Origin of the sequence: Sphingomonas faeni (genome assembly GCF_040407565.1) — a bacterium.
Lineage (GTDB): Bacteria > Pseudomonadota > Alphaproteobacteria > Sphingomonadales > Sphingomonadaceae > Sphingomonas > Sphingomonas faeni_F.
The window spans coordinates 62,476-86,287 of sequence record NZ_JAPZPR010000002.1 but is presented as its reverse complement, the minus strand read 5'-3'; the positions used below and the strand labels follow the sequence as shown (position 1 = coordinate 86,287).

27 protein-coding genes, 1 pseudogene and 1 other annotated feature are annotated in these 23,812 nt (G+C 64.0%); of the genes and pseudogenes, 11 read left to right on the top strand and 17 right to left on the bottom strand.

Annotated elements, in window-relative coordinates; translation table 11 throughout:
• Positions 1-9: 9 nt before the first annotated feature.
• The 7 genes and pseudogenes from O6Y00_RS04820 to O6Y00_RS04790 all read right to left on the bottom strand — a co-directional run bounded on the left by O6Y00_RS04820 (position 10) and on the right by O6Y00_RS04790 (position 4,955).
• Positions 10-768, bottom strand: a complete 759-nt coding sequence (locus O6Y00_RS04820; protein ID WP_353441467.1) for a DNA-binding domain-containing protein — start codon at positions 766-768, stop codon at positions 10-12.
• Positions 765-1,603: pseudogene (gene bufB / locus O6Y00_RS04815) on the bottom strand (MNIO family bufferin maturase). Before bufB (O6Y00_RS04815) ends, O6Y00_RS04820 begins: the two are co-directional and overlap by 4 nt.
• A complete protein-coding gene (locus O6Y00_RS04810; RefSeq protein WP_353441466.1) occupies positions 1,603-1,881 on the bottom strand; it encodes a BufA1 family periplasmic bufferin-type metallophore in 279 nt (92 codons plus the stop codon). Before O6Y00_RS04810 ends, bufB (O6Y00_RS04815) begins: the two are co-directional and overlap by 1 nt.
• Positions 1,882-1,910: 29 nt before the next feature.
• Positions 1,911-3,170, bottom strand: coding sequence for a hypothetical protein (locus tag O6Y00_RS04805; RefSeq protein WP_353441465.1), 1,260 nt, complete (start codon positions 3,168-3,170; stop codon positions 1,911-1,913).
• A gap of 133 nt (positions 3,171-3,303) precedes the next feature.
• Entirely contained in the window at positions 3,304-3,492 is a 189-nt protein-coding gene (locus tag O6Y00_RS04800) for a hypothetical protein (protein WP_353441464.1), read from the bottom strand.
• 161 nt (positions 3,493-3,653) lie between these two features.
• Positions 3,654-4,295 carry a DUF1109 domain-containing protein gene (locus O6Y00_RS04795; RefSeq protein ID WP_353441463.1) on the bottom strand — a complete coding sequence of 214 codons (642 nt, stop codon included), beginning with the start codon at positions 4,293-4,295 and terminating at the stop codon, positions 3,654-3,656.
• A 72-nt stretch (positions 4,296-4,367) separates the two neighbouring features.
• Positions 4,368-4,955 carry a sigma-70 family RNA polymerase sigma factor gene (locus tag O6Y00_RS04790; RefSeq protein WP_353441462.1) on the bottom strand — a complete coding sequence of 196 codons (588 nt, stop codon included), beginning with the start codon at positions 4,953-4,955 and terminating at the stop codon, positions 4,368-4,370.
• A gap of 242 nt (positions 4,956-5,197) precedes the next feature.
• Between O6Y00_RS04790 and O6Y00_RS04785 the strand changes: the two genes are divergently transcribed.
• Positions 5,198-5,332 (top strand): hypothetical protein, encoded by a 135-nt coding sequence (locus O6Y00_RS04785; protein WP_353441461.1) that lies wholly within the window; start codon positions 5,198-5,200, stop codon positions 5,330-5,332.
• A 73-nt stretch (positions 5,333-5,405) separates the two neighbouring features.
• Positions 5,406-6,299, top strand: coding sequence for a LysR family transcriptional regulator (locus O6Y00_RS04780; RefSeq protein WP_353441460.1), 894 nt, complete (start codon positions 5,406-5,408; stop codon positions 6,297-6,299).
• Here O6Y00_RS04780 and O6Y00_RS04775 read toward each other — a convergent pair.
• The 6 genes from O6Y00_RS04775 to bufA2 all read right to left on the bottom strand — a co-directional run bounded on the left by O6Y00_RS04775 (position 6,288) and on the right by bufA2 (position 11,650).
• Positions 6,288-6,935 (bottom strand): peroxiredoxin-like family protein, encoded by a 648-nt coding sequence (locus O6Y00_RS04775; protein ID WP_353441459.1) that lies wholly within the window; start codon positions 6,933-6,935, stop codon positions 6,288-6,290. The two genes, O6Y00_RS04780 and O6Y00_RS04775, sit on opposite strands and share 12 nt — an antisense overlap.
• A 76-nt stretch (positions 6,936-7,011) precedes the next feature.
• Entirely contained in the window at positions 7,012-7,983 is a 972-nt protein-coding gene (locus tag O6Y00_RS04770) for a YeeE/YedE thiosulfate transporter family protein (RefSeq protein ID WP_353441458.1), read from the bottom strand.
• Between the two features lie 4 nt (positions 7,984-7,987).
• Positions 7,988-9,706 (bottom strand): patatin-like phospholipase family protein, encoded by a 1,719-nt coding sequence (locus tag O6Y00_RS04765; protein WP_353441457.1) that lies wholly within the window; start codon positions 9,704-9,706, stop codon positions 7,988-7,990.
• Positions 9,706-10,443 carry a DNA-binding domain-containing protein gene (locus tag O6Y00_RS04760; protein ID WP_353441456.1) on the bottom strand — a complete coding sequence of 246 codons (738 nt, stop codon included), beginning with the start codon at positions 10,441-10,443 and terminating at the stop codon, positions 9,706-9,708. Before O6Y00_RS04760 ends, O6Y00_RS04765 begins: the two co-directional genes overlap by 1 nt.
• Complete coding sequence (gene bufB, locus O6Y00_RS04755) at positions 10,440-11,291, bottom strand: MNIO family bufferin maturase (RefSeq protein WP_353441455.1); 852 nt, start codon at positions 11,289-11,291, stop codon at positions 10,440-10,442. Before bufB (O6Y00_RS04755) ends, O6Y00_RS04760 begins: the two co-directional genes overlap by 4 nt.
• 83 nt (positions 11,292-11,374) lie before the next feature.
• Positions 11,375-11,650 carry a BufA2 family periplasmic bufferin-type metallophore gene (gene bufA2 / locus O6Y00_RS04750; RefSeq protein ID WP_353441454.1) on the bottom strand — a complete coding sequence of 92 codons (276 nt, stop codon included), beginning with the start codon at positions 11,648-11,650 and terminating at the stop codon, positions 11,375-11,377.
• A 633-nt stretch (positions 11,651-12,283) separates the two neighbouring features.
• On the opposite strand from bufA2, the gene O6Y00_RS04745 reads away from it, so the two are divergent.
• The 9 genes from O6Y00_RS04745 to O6Y00_RS04705 all read left to right on the top strand — a co-directional run bounded on the left by O6Y00_RS04745 (position 12,284) and on the right by O6Y00_RS04705 (position 18,890).
• Complete coding sequence (locus O6Y00_RS04745; RefSeq protein WP_353441453.1) at positions 12,284-12,550, top strand: BufA1 family periplasmic bufferin-type metallophore; 267 nt, start codon at positions 12,284-12,286, stop codon at positions 12,548-12,550.
• 28 nt (positions 12,551-12,578) lie between these two features.
• Positions 12,579-13,412: an MNIO family bufferin maturase gene (bufB, locus tag O6Y00_RS04740; RefSeq protein ID WP_353441452.1), complete on the top strand. Its 834-nt coding sequence runs from the start codon at positions 12,579-12,581 to the stop codon at positions 13,410-13,412.
• Positions 13,405-14,118, top strand: coding sequence for an HvfC/BufC family peptide modification chaperone (locus O6Y00_RS04735; RefSeq protein WP_353441451.1), 714 nt, complete (start codon positions 13,405-13,407; stop codon positions 14,116-14,118). The genes bufB (O6Y00_RS04740) and O6Y00_RS04735 overlap by 8 nt, the downstream gene beginning before the upstream one ends.
• 20 nt (positions 14,119-14,138) lie before the next feature.
• Positions 14,139-14,612, top strand: a complete 474-nt coding sequence (locus O6Y00_RS04730; RefSeq protein WP_353441450.1) for a DoxX family protein — start codon at positions 14,139-14,141, stop codon at positions 14,610-14,612.
• Positions 14,613-14,682: 70 nt separating this feature from the next.
• Positions 14,683-15,135: a CBS domain-containing protein gene (locus tag O6Y00_RS04725; protein ID WP_353441449.1), complete on the top strand. Its 453-nt coding sequence runs from the start codon at positions 14,683-14,685 to the stop codon at positions 15,133-15,135.
• 38 nt (positions 15,136-15,173) lie between these two features.
• Positions 15,174-16,541, top strand: a complete 1,368-nt coding sequence (locus O6Y00_RS04720; RefSeq protein WP_353441448.1) for an NAD(P)/FAD-dependent oxidoreductase — start codon at positions 15,174-15,176, stop codon at positions 16,539-16,541.
• A gap of 154 nt (positions 16,542-16,695) precedes the next feature.
• Positions 16,696-17,091, top strand: coding sequence for a thioredoxin family protein (locus O6Y00_RS04715; RefSeq protein ID WP_353441447.1), 396 nt, complete (start codon positions 16,696-16,698; stop codon positions 17,089-17,091).
• Between the two features lie 3 nt (positions 17,092-17,094).
• Positions 17,095-18,126, top strand: a complete 1,032-nt coding sequence (locus O6Y00_RS04710) for a hypothetical protein (RefSeq protein ID WP_353441446.1) — start codon at positions 17,095-17,097, stop codon at positions 18,124-18,126.
• A gap of 2 nt (positions 18,127-18,128) precedes the next feature.
• Positions 18,129-18,890, top strand: coding sequence for a DUF1223 domain-containing protein (locus O6Y00_RS04705; RefSeq protein ID WP_353441445.1), 762 nt, complete (start codon positions 18,129-18,131; stop codon positions 18,888-18,890).
• A 541-nt stretch (positions 18,891-19,431) separates the two neighbouring features.
• Here the strand turns inward: O6Y00_RS04705 and O6Y00_RS04700 are convergent.
• From O6Y00_RS04700 to O6Y00_RS04685, 4 genes are all read right to left on the bottom strand, one after another.
• Positions 19,432-20,475, bottom strand: coding sequence for an alpha/beta hydrolase family protein (locus tag O6Y00_RS04700; protein WP_353441444.1), 1,044 nt, complete (start codon positions 20,473-20,475; stop codon positions 19,432-19,434).
• Between the two features lie 337 nt (positions 20,476-20,812).
• Positions 20,813-21,160: a hypothetical protein gene (locus tag O6Y00_RS04695; protein WP_353441443.1), complete on the bottom strand. Its 348-nt coding sequence runs from the start codon at positions 21,158-21,160 to the stop codon at positions 20,813-20,815.
• Between the two features lie 142 nt (positions 21,161-21,302).
• A protein-coding gene (locus O6Y00_RS04690; protein ID WP_435368588.1) for an IS3 family transposase occupies positions 21,303-22,534 on the bottom strand; the annotation gives its coding sequence in 2 pieces (ribosomal slippage) (positions 21,303-22,231 and positions 22,231-22,534; 1,233 coding nt in all).
• Positions 22,134-22,250: a sequence feature (AL1L pseudoknot), on the bottom strand. Its footprint overlaps the gene before it by 117 nt.
• Before the next feature lie 12 nt (positions 22,535-22,546).
• Entirely contained in the window at positions 22,547-23,512 is a 966-nt protein-coding gene (locus tag O6Y00_RS04685; RefSeq protein ID WP_353441442.1) for a DUF6538 domain-containing protein, read from the bottom strand.
• Positions 23,513-23,812 lie beyond the last annotated feature (300 nt).

Sequence of the window (23,812 nt, the reverse complement as noted above, 5' to 3'; positions counted from 1 at the left end):
CCGTTCGGCTCAGGCATTTCGTTCTCTCTCGTCGAATGCGCCTGTGGCCGCCAGACGTGTCAGGCTTTGTGCGAGATCGTAGGTGGACGACGAACGCACGGCGCTCTCCCAAGCGATGGCGAGTGTTTCGCCATAGGCGACAGCGCGCATGAAGGCGTCATCGCCTCGCACAAGCTCGACGGCCAGGACGTGCTTCTGGCCGGCGCGGACGACCAGCATGGTGCGATTCTGTTCGGAGAAATCGATGCGTGCCAGTGCGGCAGAGATATCCGCTTGCTGGTGCGCCTCCCATAGCGCGATCACGGGGAACCGTGTCGTCAGGACCATCGCGCACGATCGAATCGACAGGTGCGTCTCCAGTAACGTGTCTCCCTCGATCGTGGCCAGCAAGCCGAGATCGAGGCAGGGGCCGTCGATTGCAGCCATGACCGCCATGCGTGCCCATTCGAGACGCGCCAGATCGGGAAGATAGGCGAGCTCGCGCACCGGCGGATATGCGGAAACGAAATCCGGGAACGCGGCGCCATAACCGGACAGCCAACCCTGCCGTGGTGGATAGGCCGCGACGAAAGCGCCGGCCATCGCGGCAAAGCAGGTTTCGCCAACGAGGGCCGATGTCACGGGGAAACAGTCGGCAATTGCCTGGCTGAGTGAAATGCGGACATTGCGGGCGTGGATCCGATACCCTGCCGAGCCGGCATAGTTGCCGAGGCCCGGTTCCAACAAATCCTGCGCGTAGTTTCGCTGAAATTCCGCCAGCGTCGTCACGGGTACGCTACTGTCACGACCCGCCGCGCGCGCCGCGCTTCCTCGAACAGGGTTTTGAGCGGGGGAATCGCGCTGTCCCACTCGACGATCGTCGGTTTGGGACCAAACCGGACGACGCTTCGCGCGAACAGATCCCATACCGTATCGGCGACGGCGGCACCGTGGGTATCGATGAGCAATCCGCTTCCGGCGGCATCGGGTTCGTGACCGGCAAGATGATATTGGCCGATCGCATCGACCGGCACGTCGTCGAACCATGCGGCGATATCGGTGCCGATATTGGTCGCGCTGATATGCAGGTTGTTGACGTCGAGGAGAATGCGACAGCCGGTACGGGCGCATAGCCGGGCGAGAAAATCGCCCTCGCGCAACGTCGTCCCGTCAAGCGTCATGTAACCCGACGGGTTCTCGACCATGATCGTTCGGCCAAGTCGCGCCTGCGCGTGATCGACATTGCGCGAGACGCTATCGAGTACCTCTTCGTTGAGAGGTAGCGGTAGAAGGTCGTTGTAGTAACGCCGTCCGTCCGGCACCAGGCAAGGTGTTCGGATACGAGGCATGCAGTGATATCCTCCACCAGCGCGGCGAGACGGTCGAGATGATCCGCATCGATGCCGTCCGCCGACCCGAGCGAGAGCCCGACGCCGTGCACGCTGACCGGATGGCGGTCCGCGAGCGCACACAGCACGGCGTAGCGCGGCGCGTGGGGTTCGAAATAATTCTCCGCATGCACCTCGACGAAATCGACGGGTACGGTCGCTGCGTCGTGAAAGTGTTGCAGATGCGGCGCGCGAAGCCCGATCCCGATCCATCGATCGCGCGTGCCGCATTTCATCATGATTTGGCCGGGCCGGTCGATCCGCCCGGAATCTTCTTGCAGGTCCCGGCCGGAAGATAGACCCATGAATCGGCTTGTCGGTCGATCTTTGCGGTGCCGCCACAGGCATTGGCCGGGCCGAAACAATCATTCTGACCCGCCTTGGCGATACCGTAGCATTTCTCGAATTTGTAGCTGGGCTTGGGGACGTTGACCTGCGCCTGAGCTGCGGCGGCGGCAAGCGTGACGGCTGCGGCCAGTCCGGCGGCGGTGACGATCGTGGTGGTGCGGCTCATGGCAAAGCTCCTGGGGCGTGGGTGACGGATCAGTAGAAGGAAAAGCGCGCGCCGATCAGGAACACCTGTCCGCGTTGGCGCGTGGCGAACGCGTCGGTCTTGCTGCGCAGGCCATAGGCATAGATGCTGGCGAACAGCTTGGCGTCGGTATGGATGTCGTCGCCGAACAGGTCGTGGTTCTGGTCGACCAGATAGGACAGTCCGAGCTCACCGATGTCTACGGTATCCTGCGTCGGCAAAGCAGCGTGGCTATCTGCCGTCGCGTGCTGGTAATAGCCGCCGAACACCCACGGACCGCTCACGTAATCGGCGCTTGCGACGATGCCGTACGGCGTGTCGCGCGCACCGGTCCGTCGCGCGGCGTCGTCGACCGTCGCGCTCAGGCCGACCGTCCAGCTGTCGTGCCAAGTCGCCGTCACGCCCCCGCTGAACGAATCCGAGCGGCGGTCGCGCGCGGTATCCGTACCCTGCGCATGCGAGTAGGTCGCACCGACGGACAGATCGATTCCCTCGGTCCGGTGGTTCCACACGATCGCCGCCTGAACGACATCGGTATAGCGTCCCGGATCGGCGGGCTGGCTCTGCGTACCGGCCGCAATCCGTTCACGCCCGGCGATGCCGTATCCGGTCGGGCGGTTGGTCTCCGGCGTGTAGGACACCGCGGCATAGAAGCCGCTGCGCGAGCGCGGGGTGAGGTAGATCGCCTTGAACGATCGATCGCTGTAAAAGCGCGCCGCGTAGCCGAGATAACTCAGCGCATCGATCCGCGCGCCGAGTGCCGCGGGGAGAAAACCGGTCGGCAGTCGTCCGTCGGGATCCAGCCGTGCACCTGATTCCGGACCGAAGCCGGGCGAGGTAAAGGCGATCTCCGATGGCGTGAAACCGACCAGGCTTTGCGGAAAGCCGGCGCGTTCCCCGATCTCGATCCGTCCGAAATCGCCGATCGCGAAAACACTCGCCTCCGGCACGCTCAGGCGCCAGCTCGACCGCGGCTCGCTGGCAGCGCCGCCGATACCGAGCGCCGAGCGTGCCGCCAAGACAATGCCCGACTCGGTGCGATATTGCGGGGTCAGCTCGATCTCGGCCTCGGACAGTGCGCCCGCGTCGGTGTGCGGGTCATCGGCTGAAAGAGTGCCGACGATATTGCCATAGCCGCTGATCTTGAGAGCATATGTACCCGGCGCGGCACTGGATTGACCTACCGCCGGCTGAGCCGCCACCATCAACGCGAAAACCGCAACGTGGGTGGCGGGGCGTGTGGCTAGGACGAAGAGCGCAAAACGGCTCAAGGACAACTCCCGACGAAATGGACATTCTCTACTTCGCCGGGGCACCGAAAGAGTTACACGGCGCGCGACGTTTCGGGCGGGAGAACTTGGTCGCTCGGGGGGGCCGATCGCGCGTCAGCGCGTTGCGGAGATCTCAAGCGTTCAGAGCGCCGATCGCGCGCCGGTAAAGCCCGACCGGGCCATAGGCGCTGACGATCGACATTATCATCCAGGCCGGCAGGCCAATGGTGTGCTGGGACCCGAATTCGGCGAGGGAATGCGCAATCCGCATGCTCGGGCGCGACTTGAATATACCGTCATGGTGGAGAGCCGTGGCTGTCATGGTACGCCTTTCGATTGCGGGTGAAGCGCCTTGTCGATCCGTGGGGCGGAAATACCTGCCCCGTAAACTCTTCCGCGTGCCGACAGGTTTTGGTTACCGATCAACGCGTTAAATGCAGGGGCAGGGGGCGAACCATGGCGCGCATCGTTCGCCCCCCGACATCACCAGCGTAGCGCGACCGGGCCCAACAATCCGCCAACGACGGTGGTGACGGCGATGCCGCAGGAATACCAAAGCAGAACGAAGGCGGCCGTCGACTCCGTGCAGGCGAGCGCATAGATCGCCGCCGCCATCGCACCCGCCAGAAGCCCTGCGACCGCGCCGGTACGGCGCAAGTCGATCGGTGCCTGACGACGCAGGGCGATCAATAATCCGACGAGGATCGGCAGGGACAGGAGCGCGATGCGCAACGGGCATTCCTGCCAGCTGCCGCCCAGGATGATGTCACTCCAGGCCGCGGTTGGCGCCATCAGCACTTGCAGGATGGCCAGCGCGCCCAACATCAGCGTCGGCACCGCGACGGCGCTGGTCAGCGCCCCGGACTCCACGCCCGGCTGGGCCAGGCGGTTCACGACCAGGAACGCCGGGATCCCCAGCGCGGAGACAAAGGCCAACTTCATCAGCAGCGGGGCCAGCCCATCCATTTGCGCCAGGCCCGACTGCAAGCCGAACGCGAACAGCGTTGCGACGAGCGTGACCACCGCTCCGGCGAGTATCCCTTGAGCAAGATCGTTACGACGCTTGTTTCGCGGGACGACCCGCGTGTCGGCGGCAAGTTGGCTGATAAGATCTGCGGTGTTCATCGGCTTCTTCGCATCTGCGAGTCCCGGGGCGGTGCTCTGTTACAGGATAGTTCGGTGAAAACCGTGTCCAAGTTACAGCAACTCGGCGGCGTCATCGAGCTGGACGGCCGTGGCAAGCCGGCTCAACCCACGGTGAATGTTCACTTTGACGAGCGATACGCTCTGCCCCGTCGCTGCTGCAGCCTCCTCGATGCTGAAGCCTTGCAGCTTGACCAGCTTGATGACGAGCGCCTGTGCAGGCTTCAGCCGGGAAAGCAGATCGTCGAGGACGATCGAACTCGTCACGGCGCTCTCGTGACCCTCGGTGCCGGCGATGGTTTCGTCCAGTTCCTCGGTCGCGGTGCGTCCCATTGCGCGCAGCCGGTCGATCCACTTGTAGCGCGCGATCGCGGCCAGCCAGGGGCGGAAGGGGCGGTCGATCGCATAGGTGTGCCGTTTCGTATGGACCGCGATCAACGCCTCCTGTGCGGCGTCTTCGACCATCGCAGGCGGCAGGCGACGTCCGTAATACCGGTTCAGCCAGATGCCGACCTCGGACAGCAACCGGTGATAGGCTCCGCCGTTGCCTGCGAGCCCTGCCGCCATCAGCAGGCCCCACTCGTCGACCCTGGCAGCGCCGTCGGCCGTAGTGCCCGATAGCGCGGTGAATGCCGTCGTCATGATGCGTCTCCATCATCGCGCGATCCTGTCCGCTGCGATAATGATGATGTCCGTCCGAACGCTGGCCGACACCACGTACCAAGCATGCATGAGTTCCATGCTCACTGTGCAAGGTTCCGGGATAACCGATTTGCTACAATGCCTTATCGCTATGTTGTGCTTGTCCAACTCTGGTAACCGATCGACGGTTGGCGGCGAATTGAGTGGTATGGGCAATGCAGCCCGGCACAAGGATCGCCATCATGAGCCTCTACACCGCACAAGCTTTCCGCCCATCGCAGGCGCTCTACCCTCTTCTGGGTACATCTTCCGCGTTCGTGGTGCTGATGATCGTCGGGTTCTTGATGGGTGGTTTCGCCATCATGACGACAATGTAGGAATATGACGGCGAACATTTGTTCCGGTTCGTCCACTGGATACCGCTAAACTGCTCTGCTACATTGCCACGCTATGGAAATGCATCAGGTCCGTTACTTTCTATCGATGGCACGCACCCTGAACTTCACGCGTGCCGCCGATGAGTGCAACGTCACGCAGCCGTCGCTGACCCGCGCCATCCAGAAGCTCGAGGAAGAGCTTGGCGGCGCGCTGTTCCGACGTGAGCGGGCACGCACGCATCTGACCGATCTCGGCCGCTTGATGCTGCCCCACCTCGACCGGACGTTCGAGGCGGCGGAGGCTGCCAAGCACCTCGCGCGTGGCGTCGGCAAGGCGCAGGTAACGCCCTTGGCGCTCGGCGTGGCGTCATCGATCGATTCCGACGTGCTGGAGTCGGTGCTTGCCGAGCTCGGGGCGGGATTGCCGGGATTTGCCCTGTCGGTGATGAGCGCGTCGTCCGCGGAAATCATCGAGGCCGCGTTGAACGGATCGCTCGACCTCATCATCGTCGAAATGCCGGATGATCGCCCGGATCGGCTGGAAGCGTGGACGTTGTTCGAGCAGGCCTATCACCTCGTGCTGCGCGCCGAGCACAAGCTTGCGTCAGGCGACACGGCACGGCTGGCCGATGCACGGGACGAGGCGTTCATCGACTGGGGCGGGGATGCGATCGAACGTTTGTCGGCGGCGGCAGCCTCGGTCGGCTTCGAACCCGTGATCCCGCATCGTGCGGCCGAACCAGCGCAAGTCCGACGGTTGATCCTTGCCGGGCTTGGCTGTGCCTTGATGCCGCGCCCCCGAGACTGCGACGGTGCCTCGCGGTTGCGTGCCCTGCGGCTGGAGGATGTCGACGTCGTGCGCAGCGTCGTCTTGTCGGCGATCAGCGGGCGGCAGCGTTCGATCGCGGCGGATGCCTTTGTCCGGGCATCGCGTGCTCGCGACTGGAGTCTGGCGTCAGCCGCCTGACGCGACGAGCGCAGCCAACACGTCGCCCGGATCCGCGCGATTGCGGAAATCCGGATCGACGAAGGCGAAAATGACCGTGCCGTCGCTTGCAATGAGGAACGTCGCGGGGATCGGCAGCAGGCCTGCGCTCGATCCGTAGGCCTGATCGAGATCGATGCCGTAGGCGCGGTAATCGCGCAAAATCGTATCGTCGAGGTGAAAGGCGAGACCCACCTCCAGTGAGACGCCGTGATCCACGTCGCAGAACATCGTCATGGGATCGACGAATATCGCCGCCAGCACTTGCGCCCGGCCGCCGATTTCAGCGGTAATGGATGCGAACGCCCCGCCCATGGCAGCCAGCTCAGGCAGCGCGGTGGACCAGGCCTCGAGCTCATGCCGACAATAGTCGCACCAGCCGCCGCGATTGAAGCTGAGCACCAAAGGCCCCGACGCCAACAGCGAATAGAGCGAACGGTAACGCCCGTTTGCGTCGGGGAGCGCAAAATCGGGAAAGCGATCGCCAACCTGCGGGGCGCTTGCGCCGACCCCGTTCCGGCGAAGGCGGTCGACGAGAACATCATATCGTATTTGCCAGGCCGGCACCGCGATGCGTCGGCGCTGTAGCGCGTCGGCGAGCTTTGATGTTGCTTCCATGCGCACGTGATGGTCGTCACCGGTCGGCAGGGGAAGGGGGCGGGCCGCATGAAGTTCATGCGTGCGACGCATGTCATCATCGGGTTCGCGATCCGTGCACCGATATTCGGGTGACGAGAAGAAGCATGAACACCGTCAGGGTCATCGTCGCATAGGCAAGGATGCCGGATACGGAGCCCGACGGGATCGCGGCCAGCAGCAACGAGTCGTTGCCGCCGGGCACGCGCACAGCACCGATCGCCATGAGCATGCCACCGACCACCGAGCGGAACACGCCCCGAGGTGTCGGGCGCCGCGCAGCGAACCGACCGGCCATCATTGCGGCGCAAATCGAACCGGTTACCGTCATCAGCGCGAGCCAGCTGCCGCCCGCATTATCGATCATCAGCATTTGCATCGACATCGGCGCACCACCGAAGCCGCGCTGCACGGCGTCGGCATAACCCCAGCCGGGTCGCGCCGCGTAGAGCATGGCACCGCAAAGCCCGAGTATCAGCATCGCGATGCACAAGGGATAGCGGCGCTCGTCGATATGCGTCCGATCGCGGATCAACCGCCAACCCGTGGCCAGAAGGAGCAGCGCAAAGACTGCAAGCAACAGAGAACCGGTTGCGCTCGCGTGGTCCAGCATCGACGGGCTCGTCCGCACCTCGACCGGTGTAATTCTCGTCAACGCGTAACCGATCGCCAAGCCAACCGGCAGGCCGAGGAAGCGCATTTCGCCGTTGCCCAGCCGCCCGAGCGAGCCAAGCAGGCACGCATCGTTGACCACCGCACCGATGCCGAGCAGGACTGCACCGAGGATCAGTGATCCACCAATCGACACGCTGCCGGTGAGATGTACCTGTCCGCCCGGCAACCAGGACGCGGGCAGCAGCACGAGCCCTGCGGTGGCCGCCGCGAATGCGATGCCGATCGTCAGCCGCGAATCGCGACGCTCGACCAGATCGTGCGTCGCGCCGACCGAGCAGATGCCGCCCTGGTTGATCGACCAGCCGACGAGCAGCGCGCCGAAACACGCAGTGAGAAAGGCGAGCGAGAGTGCCAAGCGATCAGTCGCGCCTGGGACGTCGCGATTCGCGGACCGCGCGCAGATGCGTTATCGGCGCGGGCGTCGTCGCCAGGGCGGCGGCCATCGCGCGATACCCTGCGTCGACGGCGCGGGGATAGGATTTCCAGTCGCGAATCTCGATCATGTCGAGTTCGGGCATCACGTACAGGTCCGCCGCCGCCCGCGCCGTCGCAATCTCGCTATGCGTCGAGATCGTCGCCGACCGCATAAGGATCGACACCAGGGGCGGTCCGCGCCGCCACCTACCGGAGGCAAACCAGCCGATCCACGATCGCGGCGGCATGACTTCTGCGGGCGACAGGCCGATCGCGCGCGAGACGTCGCAGCCGATCACCGTGCCGGCGTGGCTCTCGCGCAGCATCTCGGTCGGCAGGTTCCGCAGCAATCCGCCGTCGACCAGCACGCAGCCGTCGCGCACCACCGGTGGAAGGATGCCGGGCAGCGAGATCGATGCCCTCAGCGCATCGACTATCGGTCCGCGCGTGAAGGTATCGCAGCGCCCGGTGGTCAGGTTGGCAGCGCCGCACAGGAACGGGATTGCCAGATCCTCGACGACCGCCGCGCCGAAGTGCCGGTGCAGCCGCGTCTCGACCTTGTGCCCCCGCGTCATCGCGATGATCGGAAGGGCGATGTCGTCGAGCGGGTTCGTCGTCACGAACGCATCGCGCATCCGTGTGTCGAGTTCGTCGTCGTCCCACCCGCTCGCGACGCCTGCTGCTATGATCGCGCCCATCGACGTGCCGGCGACCGCATCGATCGGCACGCCCGCCTCGCGCAAGGCGCGGACAGCACCGACGTGCGCGAAGGCACGTGCACCGCCACCGGACAGGGCCAGTCCGACCGCTGTGCCAGTCAGCGTGCGGGCCAGACGATCGATGCCTTCGCCGCCCGCCGTGATGTGATGAACCTGGGCCGGCACGGTCGCGGCGATCCACGCGCCGCTTGGCCGGATCGACGTTCCCGCCGTACGCTCCAGCACGAGTTCGACCAGCCCGTTGGCCTGGAGAGGTTCGGTAGAACACAAGGCGCAATCGGGTGGGGGCTGAGACTGCGCTCGACCGAGCAGCAGCACGCGATCGACATGGCAGCGACAGGCCGCCGCCCAGTCCGCTTCATGCGCTAGCGCTGACACGAAGACGATGTCGAAGCCGGTCTCGGCCGCCGCGATGCCGCTCACGTCCAGGTCCAGCGCAGCGCCGTCGAGCGCGACCGCGCGATAGCCGAGATCGACGCACCGCTTTGCCAGCGCGTGCGCCAACCGATGCGGGTCGCAATCCTCCGCCATCTCGACGATCAACACCGATCGCGGCAGGGTCGTCGGCACGGCCGTGCCGCTGGCCCGCCGGGCGATCAGTGTCGCCAGTTCGCGCATCACCTCGGGGTCGACCTGCGCCGCGGCGAACACGGCATCGGCTCCGATCGCGTCGACCACGCAGTCCCGCAACGCGACGACCCCTCGCGTACGGGATGTACCGGCGAGCAACGCCATCTCCCCCAGCGTATCGCCGCGGCGGACGAAGGCGACGAGCCGCGGATCGTCGCTGCGGACCGTGTCGAACACACCCAACAGTCCTTCGCGAACGAGGTAGAGATGCGTCGCCACATCACCCGCGCCGAACAAGATCGCACCCGACGAGAGGGCAATTCGCGTCACCCCGATGTCGCGGCGGTCGAACATGCTGGCCAGCGCCGCCGTCATCAGGCGATCGCGATGATCAGGCCACTCGACAGCCACTCGCAAAGCATCTCGCCAACATCGTCCGGACCAAGATCGTGCATGTTGCCGACCAGTGCGCAAGCGTTGGCGAAGCTGATACCCGACGTCAGCGCGATCAGCGTTTCCGCCTCGACCCGCGTCGTACTGCGAAAATACGGTGACAGGCCGTCACGCCACACCAGCAGGCCACCGGGAATGTCGGTGTCGCAGTCCGGCGGCGTCGCATCCCCCACAAGCGCGTTCCAGAGCGCGACGACGTTGGTCCGCGTCGCGCGTACGGCGACATGGGCAGCGAAGCGGATCGTCGCGCGGTCCCAATCCACGTCCGCGAGGGCCGCCGGGTCGACCCCGGGCAGGTCGCCCGCCGCAAACGCCTGGCGCAGCGCGAGATCGAGCCATGCCAGTTCGCCAACCTCCGGATCGTCGGGATACGCGAGCGCCAAGGCGGCGGGGAATTGGCGACCATAGTCTGCGAGCGTCCAGCTGCTCGGTGGATATGTATCGATATAGGTGTCGGCGGCAGCATCGAAGGCGTCGTCGCCGAGCCAAGCCGCGGTCTTCTCATAGGTGTCGCGCAGGCAATCCACCAATGTCGCATGATAGGCATGGCGATACACGCGCAGGCCGCGGAGCGCACGATCTGGCATGCGTTGCTCGATCGCATCGGTGCCGTGCAGGATGTGCGCGCGAAATTCGCGTTGGAGTGCGATCAGGCTCATGCCGCTTCGCGCAATTCTGGACTGGCGATCCTGCGCGCCATGTCCAGCTCATCCAGCAACACCTCGAGCGCCGGGATGTCATCGTCGCGCTCGATCATGGTCGCGACATCTCCCAGCCGTTCGATCGCGGCGCGGTACAGATTCCACACGCCGCCGGGCACGGGGTGGTCGTGCGTGTCGATCAACAGGCCGTCGCGCCCCTCGCTATGCCCGGCGAGATGAACTTGCCGCACGCGGTCGGCGGGGATCGCGTCGAGATAGCGGATGGGATCGAAGCCGTGATTGGCCGCGCTGACGAACACGTTGTTGACGTCGAGCAGCAGGTAGCAGCCGGTGCGGCGCGACATCTCGGCGATGAAATCCCATTCGCCGTAGTCGGCATCGGCGAACTCGACATAGCTCGACGGATTTTCGAGCAGGATCGCGCGACCCAGCGCGTCCTGCGCCGTGCCGATATTGGCGCAGACCAGATCGAGCGCTTCGTCGGTATAAGGAATGGGCAGCAGGTCGTGGCTGTTGAAGCCCTCGATCCCGATCCAGCTGAGATGATCGGAGATCCACATCGGCTCGATCCGGTCGGCGAGCGCACGAAGGCGCTTGAGATAGTCGGCATCGAGCCCGTCGGCCGAGCCGATCGACATCGAGACGCCGTGCAGGGCAACGGGATACTGCGCACGGACGCGGGTCAGCACGTCGAGCGGGCGACCGCCATCGACCATGAAATTCTCGGAGATGACCTCGACGAAATCGACGTCGACACTGCCATCCAGAAACGCCGGATAGTGCGGCTGGCGCATGCCGAGGCCGAACGCGCGGCGGGTCGGAATATGGGGGTAAAGCTGGGTCATCGCAGCGGCGGATCCCGTTTGGAGGGGCGGGGCGGGCGGGAGCGGTCTCCCCGGACACATTGCGTGCCCGGGGAGTCGATGCATTACTTGGTTTCGGTCAGCGAGCCGCCCTGCGCCTTGCAGGCCTTCGTGCTCAACGCCTTGAAGCCCTGGCCCTTGCAATCATTCTGGCCCTTGCACTCATGCGCGCCCGACTTGCAGTCCGACGTACCCTTGCAGCTGTTGACGCCGTAGCAATGCACGACGCCACCGCCCTTGTGTGCAGCAGCGGCCTGCGAAACGGGGGCGACGATCGCAACGCCCGAAACGGCGATCATGGCGGCGGCGGTAGCGAAGCTGAAACCGGTCGAAGTGGTCATGGGAAGTCTCCAGAAGAATTAGGGTAGTGCCGAAGCGGCACTCGTCCTTCCGACGCACCGGAACGATTGGTTACACTTACATCTGCCGGGCCATCGATTGGCCGACCTGCACCGGACACGAGGTGGCATCGCTGCTGTCCGTCGGGTTGCATCATGAGGGTGTCCGACAAGCGGAGCGCTTGGGCGAGAAGGCCAGACGGTCCATTACAGAGGGGTGCTGCTGGACGTCTCAGGCTTGCCGGACATGCGTAGTTCCGCCGGACGGACGGACAAGGTTACACCCGGTCCGCAGGCGACCGTCAAAACCCGAAAAAGCCTCGCCCAGTTGCGGAACGAAGATGACGCGCGGATGGGGCTCGCCGACCGTAGTGTTCAACGATGGTGTTAAAGAAGGCCGACCGCGATCGATCGGGCGGTCGATCCGATCCCCCGAGTTCGGACCTTTGTTCTCCGGTGAAGCGATTGCCCGGATTTGACGACGGCGCCTGTAACCTTCGCGATCCCTGAGGCGAAAACACCGTCATGACCGGCCTGATCGCCTCTCAGGTCATCGTGCGATGCCCCCCTGACGGGATGCCCCCTGACGGAACGGTCACATCGCTGGCGAGGCAAATCCTTACCGGAGACAGACTCATGAACACCCGTATCTCGGCCGCCCTGGCCGCCGCCCTCATCACCACGCTCAGCGCTGGCGTTGCCACTGCCCAGGCCGCGAAGCCGATGGAAAAATGCTTCGGCGTGAGCCTCGCCGGCAAGAACGACTGCAAGGCCGGCGCCGGCACCAGCTGCGCGGGGACGTCGAAGGTCAGCTACCAGAAGAACGCCTGGAAGCTGGTTCCGGCCGGCACCTGCACCAAGATCAAGACGCCGAAGGGCCCCGGTTCGCTGACCGAAAGCTGATCTTTCCCCGCTTGCAAGGACTTCGACCATGACCATCACCGCCGGCATCGGTTTCAAGACGATGCATCTCGAGCAGGCTCTTGCCACCGATACCGACGGGCTATGGTTCGAGGTCCATGCCGAAAACTACATGGTGGATGGCGGTCCGCGGCTTGCGGCATTGGTCGCGCTCGCGGACCGTCACCCCATTTCGCTCCACGGCGTTGGGCTGTCGCTCGCGTCGGTCGAGCGCCCGTCACCCGAGCATCTGATGCGACTGCGTCGGCTGATCGACCTGATCCGCCCGATCGCGGTGTCGGATCATCTCGCCTGGCAACGCTGGAATGGCGCGCACCACAGCGATTTCTTGCCGTTTCCGCGTACGTTGGACGCGCTGTCCCACGCCGCCGACAATGTGGATATCGTCCAGGCGGCGCTGGGTCGTGCGATCATGGTCGAAAACCCGTCGCTCTATATCGACCTGCCCGGTCACGAGATGAGCGAGATCGATTTCCTGACAGAACTGTCGCGTCGCACCGGCTGCGGGCTGTTGCTCGACGTCAACAACGTTTTCGTCAGCGCGAGTAACCTGGGGTTCAGCCCGGAGGCCGCGATCGATGCCTATCCCGGCGATCTCGTCGGCGAAATCCACCTTGCGGGACACAGCCTGGATGCCGATCCGGACAGCGCTTTGTTGATCGACTCGCACGGTTGTGCGGTCGCCGACCCGGTCTGGGCGCTGTACGACCGACTGATCGCGCGGATCGGTGCATGCCCGACCTTGATCGAGCGCGACGACGATATCCCCGATTTCGCGACGCTGATCGCCGAACGGAATCGGGCGCATCACATGCTGGCCGGGCGCGAGATGGCTAATGTCTGACGCGGGCTTCTTCCAGCACGCGTTCGGGGCGATGCTGTTCGGCGCGCCGACGACCGTCGCCGATCCGGCGCTGGCGCGCGCGCTGGCGGTACACCGCAATACCTCGGCCAAGGCCGCACAGGATGCGCTGGCCGACAATTTTCCCGTGGTTCGCGCGCTCGTCGGCGAGGAGGCATTCGCTGCTGCCGTCGCACGCTTCGTCGATGCCGCCCCGCCGACCGATCCGCGTCTGTGCTTGTACGGAGCGGGGTTTGCCGCTTTCCTGTCCGGTTATGCGCCCTTCGTCGAGGCGTCCTATCTGTCCGACGCCGCGGCGGTCGAACGGCTCACGATCGAGGCCCTGTTCGCTGCCGACGCGGTCGCACTCGATGGCGGCGCGTTCGCTGCCGGCCTCGACCTGGACCTACCGCTGACTCTGCATCCAGCCGTGGGATATGCGAGTTTCGCTTCGCCCGCGGGCAGCATCTGGCTCGCCCATGCGGAGGGCGATGCGGATGCCGCGCTGGAGGCGATCGACTGGGCCAGCGAAGTCGTGCTGGTGACGCGCCCGGATGCTGCGCTGATCGTCACCGTCCTGCCATCGGGCGCGGCGTCGTTCCTCGATGCCTGTCGCGCGGGATGCTCGCTCGGCGAGGCCGCGATCGCGTGCGGCGACGATCTGCCCGCCGTCTTCGCGACCATGATTTCCGCCGGCACCTTCGCCTGATCTTTTCGAGGACCCAGCCCATGAAGCTCTATACCCAAGCCGCCGCTCTGCTCGAACGCATCCCCTCCGACCTGCTTCTCCTGGTCGCGCGGTTCGGGGCCGCGGCGATCTTCTTCCTGTCGGGGCGTACCAAGGTCGACGGGATCCTGCACATTACGGACTCGACCTATTCGCTGTTCGAGACGGAATACCGCTTGCCGCTGTTGCCGCCGCATCTGTCGGCGCATCTGTCGACCTATGGCGAGCACTTCTTTCCGATCCTGCTCGCGCTCGGGCTGTTCACCCGTTTCGGTGCGCTGGGATTGTTGGGGATGACCGCGGTGATCGAGATCTTCGTCTATCCCGACGCCTGGCCGACGCATCTCAGCTGGGCCGCGATCCTGTTGCCGCTGATCGCACGGGGCGGTGGCCGATGGTCGCTCGACGCGCTGTTTGAGATCGAGCCGCGTCGTATCGTCGACCGGGTTTTCGCGCGGCGTGCAAGCGCCGCGTAATTTGCAAAAATTTTGTAACGCGCCGGTCCCCACCGACGAATATCTTTTTGAACCAAGAGGATAATAGTCGATGCGTATTTCCGATGTCATCGCCCGCAAGGGCAATACGGTCGACATGATCGATCACGGCCAGCCGGTGCGCGATGTCGCGCGTCTGATGAACCGCAGACAGATCGGCGCGATCGTCGTCGTCAATGCGGAGACCCGTCGCCCGATGGGCATGGTATCGCAAAGCGAGATCGTCGCGGCGGTCGATGAACTCGGCCACTCGGCGCTCGGCCATTGTGCGACCGGGATCATGCGTCGCCCCGCGCCCCATTGCACGCCCGACATGCTGATTCAGGATGCGATGGCCAAGATGACCCGCGAACGCGCGCGGCATCTGACGGTGCTCGACACGGATGGCGCGATGCTCGGCCTGGTGTCGCTTGGCGATCTCGTCGCCGCGCGGCTCGGGTCGGTCGAGCTGGAGGCGAACGTGCTGCGCGACATGGCGCGCACGCAATTGATGGTCACCGCCTGAACCTACGCGCTGCATGCCCTGACTGGCTCGGAATCATCATGTCGAAATTACGCCGCGATACCGATGGAGGCGACCCACACGTCGTCGTGGTCGGTGCAGGTTTTGGCGGCCTTACCGCCGCGCGGGACCTTGCCGCACGCGGCGCGTCCGTGACGCTGGTCGATCGCCAGAACCATCATCTGTTCCAGCCGTTGCTCTACCAGGTCGCGACCGCCGGCCTGTCGCCAGCGGACATCGCCGCGCCGATCCGCACCGTGTTGAAAGACTACAACACCCTGTGCGTGCTGATGGACGAAGTGACGGATGTCGATCACGAACGCCACAGCATCAGCCTCGCGAGCGGCGCCACGCTGAACTATGACGCGCTCGTGCTGGCGACGGGCGCGCGCCACAGCTATTTCGGCAACGACCAGTGGGAAGCCCATGCGCCGGGCATCAAGACGATCGACGACGCATTGCAAGTGCGCGGCCGAATCCTTTCCGCCCTGGAAACCGCGGAAACCGCACGGCAGGAGAACGTCGAAAGCCGTGATGAATACCTCACCTTCGTCGTCATCGGCGGTGGCCCGACCGGGGTCGAGATGGCCGGCGCCGTCGCCGAACTGACGCGGCACGCTGCCGACATGGACTTTCGCTACATCACCCGGCGCTGCATCCGGATCGTCCTGATCGAAGGCGGACCGCGCCTGCTGGCGGCGTTTCCCGCCGAGCTCGGCCTGTCGGCGGTCGCTGCGTTGCGGTCGCTCGATGTCGAAGTCATGCTCGCGGCGCGGGTGACCGGGATCGATGGCGAAGGCGTTATGATGGGCGACGTCAGGTTGCGCGCGGCGACCGTCATCTGGGCGGCGGGCGTGCAGGCATCACCGGCCGCGACATGGCTGGGGATCGCTGCCGATCGCAGCGGGCGCGTTCCCGTCGGGCCCGACCTCGGCGTGCCGGGAATGGCAGGCGTGTTCGTGATCGGCGACACCGCCGCGGTCATCGACGTGCGCGGGACGACGGTGCCCGGCGTGGCGCCCGCTGCCAAGCAACAGGGCCGCTATGTCGCGCGACTGATCGCTGCCCAGGCCTCGGGGCTCCCCGCGCCACCGGCATTTCGTTATCGCAACTACGGTAATCTGGCGACCATCGGGCGCAAGCGTGCGGTTGCCGATTTCGGTTGGGCGCGCTTCAGCGGGATCGCCGCCTGGGTGCTATGGTCGACCGCGCACATCTATTTCCTCGTCGGTTTCCGCAACCGGCTGGTAGTCGGCGCCAACTGGCTCTGGCATTATCTGACCTTCGATCGCGGCGCGCGGCTCATCACCGGCGCGGCGGCGCGCATCGCCGTGCGGACTGTCCGGATACCGTCGGTTTCGGACGTGGGGGCGGCCACCCCTCCCGTGATCGCCCTGACGGCTGCGTGATAACCACATCCCTGTAACCGAACGGGGTCGATGACCGAAGATCCGGCATGGCAAGCGTCCTTCGAATGCCTCCGCCGGCGTTTGCGAGAGCAGCCAGGCGAGCATTTGGCGCAGTACCCGGGCCACCGCCGTCCAACAGTTCAGGAGAGTATCGATGCGTTACCGGACCCTCGCATATGTCGCGTTCGCCATGTCGGGCGTGATGGCGACGATGCCTGCCGTCGCCCAGCCCGAGCGTCCCTTTTCGCTGTCGACGCTCAAGGCGGTGCAGGCGAGGGGGCAAGTGGTGCTGGTCGATGTCTACGCGCCGTGGTGCCCCGTCTGTCGCGCGCAGGCGCCGACGATAGCGGCGCTCACGACGGATCCCGCGTTCAAAAAGCTACAGGTCCTCAAGCTCGACTACGATCATCAGGATGCCGAGAAGAAGGTTTTGGCCGTCTCGAAGCAGAGCACGCTGATCGCCTATCGCGGCGGCAGGGAGGTCGGACGGTTGCTCGGCGTCACCGACCCCGGCCAGATACGCAAGTTCGCCGCAACGGCGTTGCAATAGGCCATGATCAATGTTGATCGTCGTGGACTGCTGCTTGCCGGGGCCGGCGGCCTGATCGGCGCAAGCGCGATCGCGGCGTCGTCGGCAACCGCCGATTATCGGAGCCCGGATGCGCTGTACGCTGCGTTCCGGCAACAGCCCGCAACCACGATAGCGATCGACGGTGGCAAGATCACGGTCGTGTTCGCCGATGGTGCGCCGGGGCTCGATCGATCCCGCGTACTCACGTGGATCAAACGCTGCGCACGGGCCGTGGCGACCTATTTCGGGAGATGGCCCGTCGCGAACTATGGCCTGCTCGTCCTTGCCGAGCCGGGCCGGCATGTCGGCCATGCCACGACCTTCGGCTATGCCGGGTCGGTCACCCGGATCGGCGTCGGTACGGGCGCCGGCGATGCCGCGTTCGCGGACGATTGGGTGCTGGTCCACGAGATGTTTCACGCGGCCGTGCCGAATCTGCCGCGGCGCGCGTTGTGGTTGCAGGAAGGGAATGCGACCTGGCTAGAGCCCGTTGCCCGTGCGGCGGCGGGGCAATTGCCGGTCGCGGAAGTCTGGCGGCAGGCGGTCGTCGGGATGCCGACAGGAGAGCCTCGCCCGGACGACGACGGCATGGACGGAACCACCGAGCATGATCGCCTCTATTGGGGCGGCGCGACGTTCTGGCTCCGCGCGGAAATTGCGATCCTCGAACAGAGCGACGGCCGCCATACGCTGTGCGACGCGATGCGCGCGATCAACCGGGCCAGCGGCGGGAACAGCGTCGAATGGACGCCGGAGCGGTTGATGGCGACCGGCGACAGCGCGACCGGGACCACCGCGCTCGCGAGCCTGTATGCGGTTTTCGCAGCGCGCCCCACGCAGACCGATCTGCCTGCCCTGTTCGCCCGGCTGGGCGTGCGGATTGGAGCCGAAGGCGCCGTCATGTTCGACGACAGCGCGCCGCTGGCGGCGATCCGCAGAAGGATTACTGTAACCACGGCTGCGCCTGAAGCGGACGTCCTTTCGAGGCCGTCAGTCGGCGGCAAGGAGCGATGATCATGTTCGACCCGTTTGCAAAGGCACCGCTGGCACTGCTGATGGCGAGTGCCGCTTTGATCGCAGGATGCGGCCAGTCCCCGATCACGCAAGCCGCCGTGGCGGCTCCGCGACCCTCGCACATGGTCGCAGGCGCTTCGCCCGTGCACCCGGTCGTCGTCGAACTGTTCCAGAGCCAAGGCTGCTCGTCCTGCCCGCCGGCAAATGCGAACGTCAATGCGATTGCGGATCGCGCAGACCTGCTCGTGCTGTCGTTCGCGGTAACCTATTGGGACCGGCTTGGCTGGAAGGACACGTTCGACTCCCCCAAGTTCACGGCGCGCCAGTGGGACTATGCGCATCACGCTGCTCGAACGCAGGTCTATACACCGCAGGTCGTCGTGAACGGCGGACAGGCGATCGTCGGCAGCAACCCGAACCAACTCGACGCGACGATCGCCGCAGCGGGTCCCGCGCGCGGCGGTCCCACCTTGGCGGCAGCCGGAACTACGCTGGATGTCGCCGCCCAGTCCGACGGCAAGCCATCCACCGTCTGGCTGGTACGATACGATCCCCGCTCACGCGAAGTCGCGATCCAGGCGGGAGAGAATGGTGGTCGAACGCTGCCACATCGCCACATCGTCCGCGAACTGGTCGCGCTGGGGTCATGGAAGGGCGCGCACGAGACGTTCCAGTTGCCACCGGCGCGCGAGCCGGGCCTGTCGTCCGCGGTGCTCGTACAGCAAGGCCTGGGTGGCCCGATCACCGCCGCCAGAAAGCTCTGAGCCGAACCTGTCGGCGTAAACGAAGGCATCCGTTTCTTGGCGAAGCGTCGAGGCGAAGCCGACCGCCTCCTCGGGATGATCGACGTAATATTCGAATACGCTCGAACCCAGGGTTGCGGACGCCTGGTTTTTGCCGGTTCGCAACGCGGTCGTGAAGCCCCCAAGGCGACCAGAAACCCGGTCCCGGCAATGAAAGTGCCAGTCCGCGCAAGCTGGGCGCGTCGCTGCTCAGCGTTGCCAACAACGTCGTTCCCCCGAACGTGCCCGCCTGATGGCTCAACAGATTAATCGCCGTACATGCATGCAGGAACCGATGACACGCGTCCGAATTTAGGCCCTCTTCAAGCGCCAAGGTTTCTGGAACGACCGGCCCTCGTGCAGCGTGATCCGCAAGTGAAAAGACGGCGGCCGCGTGTACGATCTGGCAGATCCTGTATTCCATGATTAAGTTCACCATGAATCTTTGATTCATTACGCATTTGCAAACCAGTATGCAAATAACTGTATCGAGAAAATACGACGTCAGGCCGGACTATGTTCGCTAGAAGTATTCGCCATACTTCAAGTTTACCTGGCGGCTGTCGAGCATTCTGAAACGTACAGTGTTACCAATTATTCCGTATCGCCAGGAACTGTTGGTGAGCGCGTTTTTAGGGGTGCCATCGACTGTCGTTATGACGTCGCCAACGGAAAGGCCGATCAGCGCTGCCGGCGATCCCCGGGCAACGTGCACCACCGTCAGTCCAGCTTTATCGGGGCGCACAGTAAGGCCGACGTGATCGACCGGAAAAGGACGGGCCTGATCGACTGGCGGCGCGAACAGGACGCGCGCATGAGGAAAATCCACGATCAGATGGAATCGGCTCAACACGCCTATCCCGAGATTGCCATCCAGCGCTTGGCTGAGATCACCGTGGACAGCATTTGCGTTTTCCAGTTCGACAGGTACGCCGCGAAACTGCGCACCTCCTACCGTCAGGCGGTCAAGTCTTGCGATTTGCTGCTCCTGCATTCCGCCTGCGCCCCCGGAATGCTCCTGCATTCCGCCAGCGCCCCCGGAATAGATCGTCGAGGTCCGACGACCTCGCAGGGAGCCTGCTTGGCCCCAGAAACGTGGAGACAGATAGAGGGTGCCTGCGTTGCGCGCGTGCAGGACCAGCAACGGTCGGCGCAGCCCCGCGATCTTCGCCGACAGGTCGTGTGACCGGGCATCCTCGACGAATGTCCTGCCCACGGTGAAGGGGCGGTTGGCCAGCATGACCTCGGCCGCGCCGGTCTCCTCGATATCGAGGAGGCATTGGCTGCCGAACTGGTGCAGGACATGCGCGACATCGGCCGGGGCACCGATCGTCGCGACGGCGCGCACCGTCGCCATATCACCCGCCGCGGCAAGCGCCGCCGCGCCGCCGAGGCTATGCCCGACCAGCAGCGTCGGCGGCATGTCGGCTTGCGCCATCGCCCCGCCGGCCGCGACCAGATCGCGCACATCGGCGGCAAAGCTGGTATCCGCGAACCGGCCATCGCTCGTCCCGATGCCAGCGAAGTCGAACCGCAGCGTGGAGATACCTTGCTTGGCCAGCGCCAATGTTGGCGCGCATTTCATCTGGGTTGCGTAAGCGTAGTCGGGGGAGGATATAGATCTTTGATATTTCTTTCTCTTTCGGGCTTTGGCTCGTTTCCACCCTGATATGTTTAGTATCGCCCGCGACGGATCGTATAATCCTAGGTATTATCTCCGCAAGTTCCTCGGATGATGGGCGCCTCTGAATGCCCAATCGAACCGTTTCGATCGCGGATTATAACTTTTTAACACTACTAAGAATGGAGTTGTGACTGGTTCGTATTATACGAGCCATAACCGGATCTTTAGTTAACAGAGCTACGCTAACCTTGAACGATTTTAGCACTTGGTCGTATAAAAGTTAGCCGTTCTCAGATGATTGAGCGGTTCCACTTACAAATAGCGGGACGAAAGCTTCTTCAACGCTAGGACTTCGAGACTGTAGCAGCGCACTGTTTAGCATCGTCGAATCAAGCCCGCTTGATTCGAATGCACGAAGGAACTTATCTGCCGTTACAGTGAATTCACCCTTCCAGCTGCCTTTGACAATCTCAAAGTCGTCAATGACCTTTTTTGCGAGCGGATCTTCTGCAACACCATCGATCGCATCACTAATCGATTGAAGGCGACTTATCTTCTGAAATGCTAACGTTCCTGCCTTTTTGACAGCCGGTATCGCTAGTTTGAGTAGCGAGATTGCCGTAACCATGGCTCGCTCCTTAGTCGCTACCGCTACGCTGAATGCGCGCTTTAGAAAGGCATACCGTGCAACGTGCCTCGGGCGTTGTCGATAGCAATACCCACGTTCTGGTTGAACCGCCCCGGGTCTGCCGGAGACCTTGGGTTGTGAGTCACGCCGCCATATCGATGTTGTCTGCGGCAGCATAATATTGGTGTTCGGCTTCGGCAGGCGGGATGTTGCCGATGGGCTCGAGTAGCCGACGATGATTGAACCAGTCGACCCATTCCAGCGTGGCATATTTGACAGCTTCGAAGCTGCGCCATGGACCACACCGGTGGATCACCTCGGCTTTGTACAGGCCGTTGATCGTCTCGGCCAAAGCGTTGTCATAGCTGTCGCCGACGCTGCCGACCGACGGCTCGATCCCGGCCTCGGCAAGTCGCTCGGTGTACTTGATAGACACGTATTGTGACCCGCGGTCGCTGTGATGAATCAGGCCGCCACGGTGGACCGGCCTGCGGTCATGAAGCGCCTGCTCGAGCGCATCCAGGACGAAGCTGGCATGTGCTGTCCTGCTGGCACGCCATCCGACGATCCGGCGGGCATAGGTGTCGATGACAAAGGCGACGTATACGAACCCCGCCCAAGTCGCGACGTAAGTAAAGTCCGACACCCACAGCATGTTCGGCGCTGGGGCGTAGAACTGCCGGTTGACGTGATCGCGCGGGCACGGCGCCGCTTTATCGCTGATGGTCGTGCGCACCGGCTTGCCGCGGATTACCCCTGCCAAGCCCATCTCGCGCATCAGCCGTTCCACGGTACAACGGGCAATCACGAAGCCCTCCCGCATCATCTGCCGCCAGACCTTGCGCACGCCGTAGACCGCGAAGTTCTCGGCGAACACACGGGCTATCTCGCGTTTGAGGGCCGCATCCTGCCGCGCCCGCGCCGACAGGCGCGCAGGATCCTGTCGCTGCGCGACGTGCTCGTGATAGGTGGATGGGGCGATCGGCAGAACGCGGCAGATCGGCTCGACCCCATAGGCATCGCGGTGATCGTCAATGAAAGCGATCATCGCCGGAACGGGCGGTCGAGCTCAGCCTGCGCGAAATATGCCGACGCCTTACGCAGAATCGCGTTGGCCTGCCGCAGCTCGCGGACCTCGCGTTCCAACGCCTTTACCCTGTCAGCGACCTCGGCCGGGACACCGGCACGCTTGCCGCTGTCGACCTCGGCCTTCTTGACCCATTCATGCAGCGTCTGCGGAACGCAGCCGATCTTCTCGGCAATCGATACCACAGTCGCCCATCTGGACGGATGATCCCGCTCGTGATCGAAAACCATCCGCACCGCTCGCTCGCGGACCTCGGGCGCAAACTTGTTCGACGTCTTGCTCTTCATGGCTCCACCTTCTCAGGAGTTGGAGCCTCCGACAAACCCGGGGCGGTTCACTTGCGCTCGGTTAATGGTGCCGATGATTACATCGCCAAACAGTGCGATGTAACGGGCTACACCACGGCGAGCTTCGTTGACTGCCGACTCGCCGGGCCGACGCTGGTCGATCCAGTATTGTAGCCCCTCTGACAAGCGCATCGCCAGAAGGCCCTGATAGCGCATTTCGACGGGGGCAGGTTGTGGTCTCGAAGTAAGGACCGGAGCCGCCCCCCGGCCAAGCGGTGCCAGCGCATCGGCAACATTTTCGGGCCAGCTTTCAAATCGGTATTCTGCCAGTCGACGGAGGAAGGCTTCGGCTACGACTTCGTAGGTCGCGTCCGGTGCGAGGGGCAGCCGAGGCTCAAGCGAGCGCATGTAGCTCACCACGCACCAGATAGGGTGGAACACTCGCCGATCTAAAAGGATGGCGGCAAGTTCCTGGTAAACCAAGCCATCAGCGATGCCGCGACCCTCAACCAGATTGGCTCGCAGGCGGTACATCGCGCGCTCGCGCTCGTTGTCGAAAGAAGGGATGGCCTCATCGGAGGTCACGGGCTCGCGGACAAGGAAGTCACCCCACCATTGTGCGCCCATGTCCCTCCCCGTCCCGACCCATGAGTCGAGAACGAAGCTCCCCAGCAACTGTAGCGGTAGCTGAACTGCGCGGTCCATCGTCCCTCGGGCCTGAGCCAGCAAACTGAACGCGCGGTCGAGAAGCACGATAGCGTCGGCCTTTGCCCGGTCGACGATCCCCTCCCGCGCCTGTCTGATCTCTGCCGTGCACCGGATAATCAGCTCGGCGCGCTTTTCACGCGCCACGAACGGGTCAGTGGTGCGGAGCGACTCCGTCCACGCCGTTTTGCCGATGACCTCCCGGACATCCTCCGGAACGATCATTCGAAATTGTTCGAAACGCGATTTGCCGCGCTTGACGGAATGCGACATGCGACGCCCCATTTGTAGCACCCTTCTGTAGCACTGGGCGCCTAACGAAGCGTTGATTTTATTGATGTTCCGCCAATCTCCGCCACTTAGCGACGAGATGGTGACCCCTACGGGAGGGTTCTCCGACTAGAGAAACCTGCGGAAATCCGTGCTTTCTCTTCGTGGAGATTAGCCGTTCTGTGCCAGTTTCCTGTCCCAGCGCGGTCGATCGATAAGCGTGATGTAGGGTGACGGCTTGCAAATTGGAACACTGATACGCGTGGCCGGTGTGATGAATTTGCTGAGCGCAGTTTGCCATTT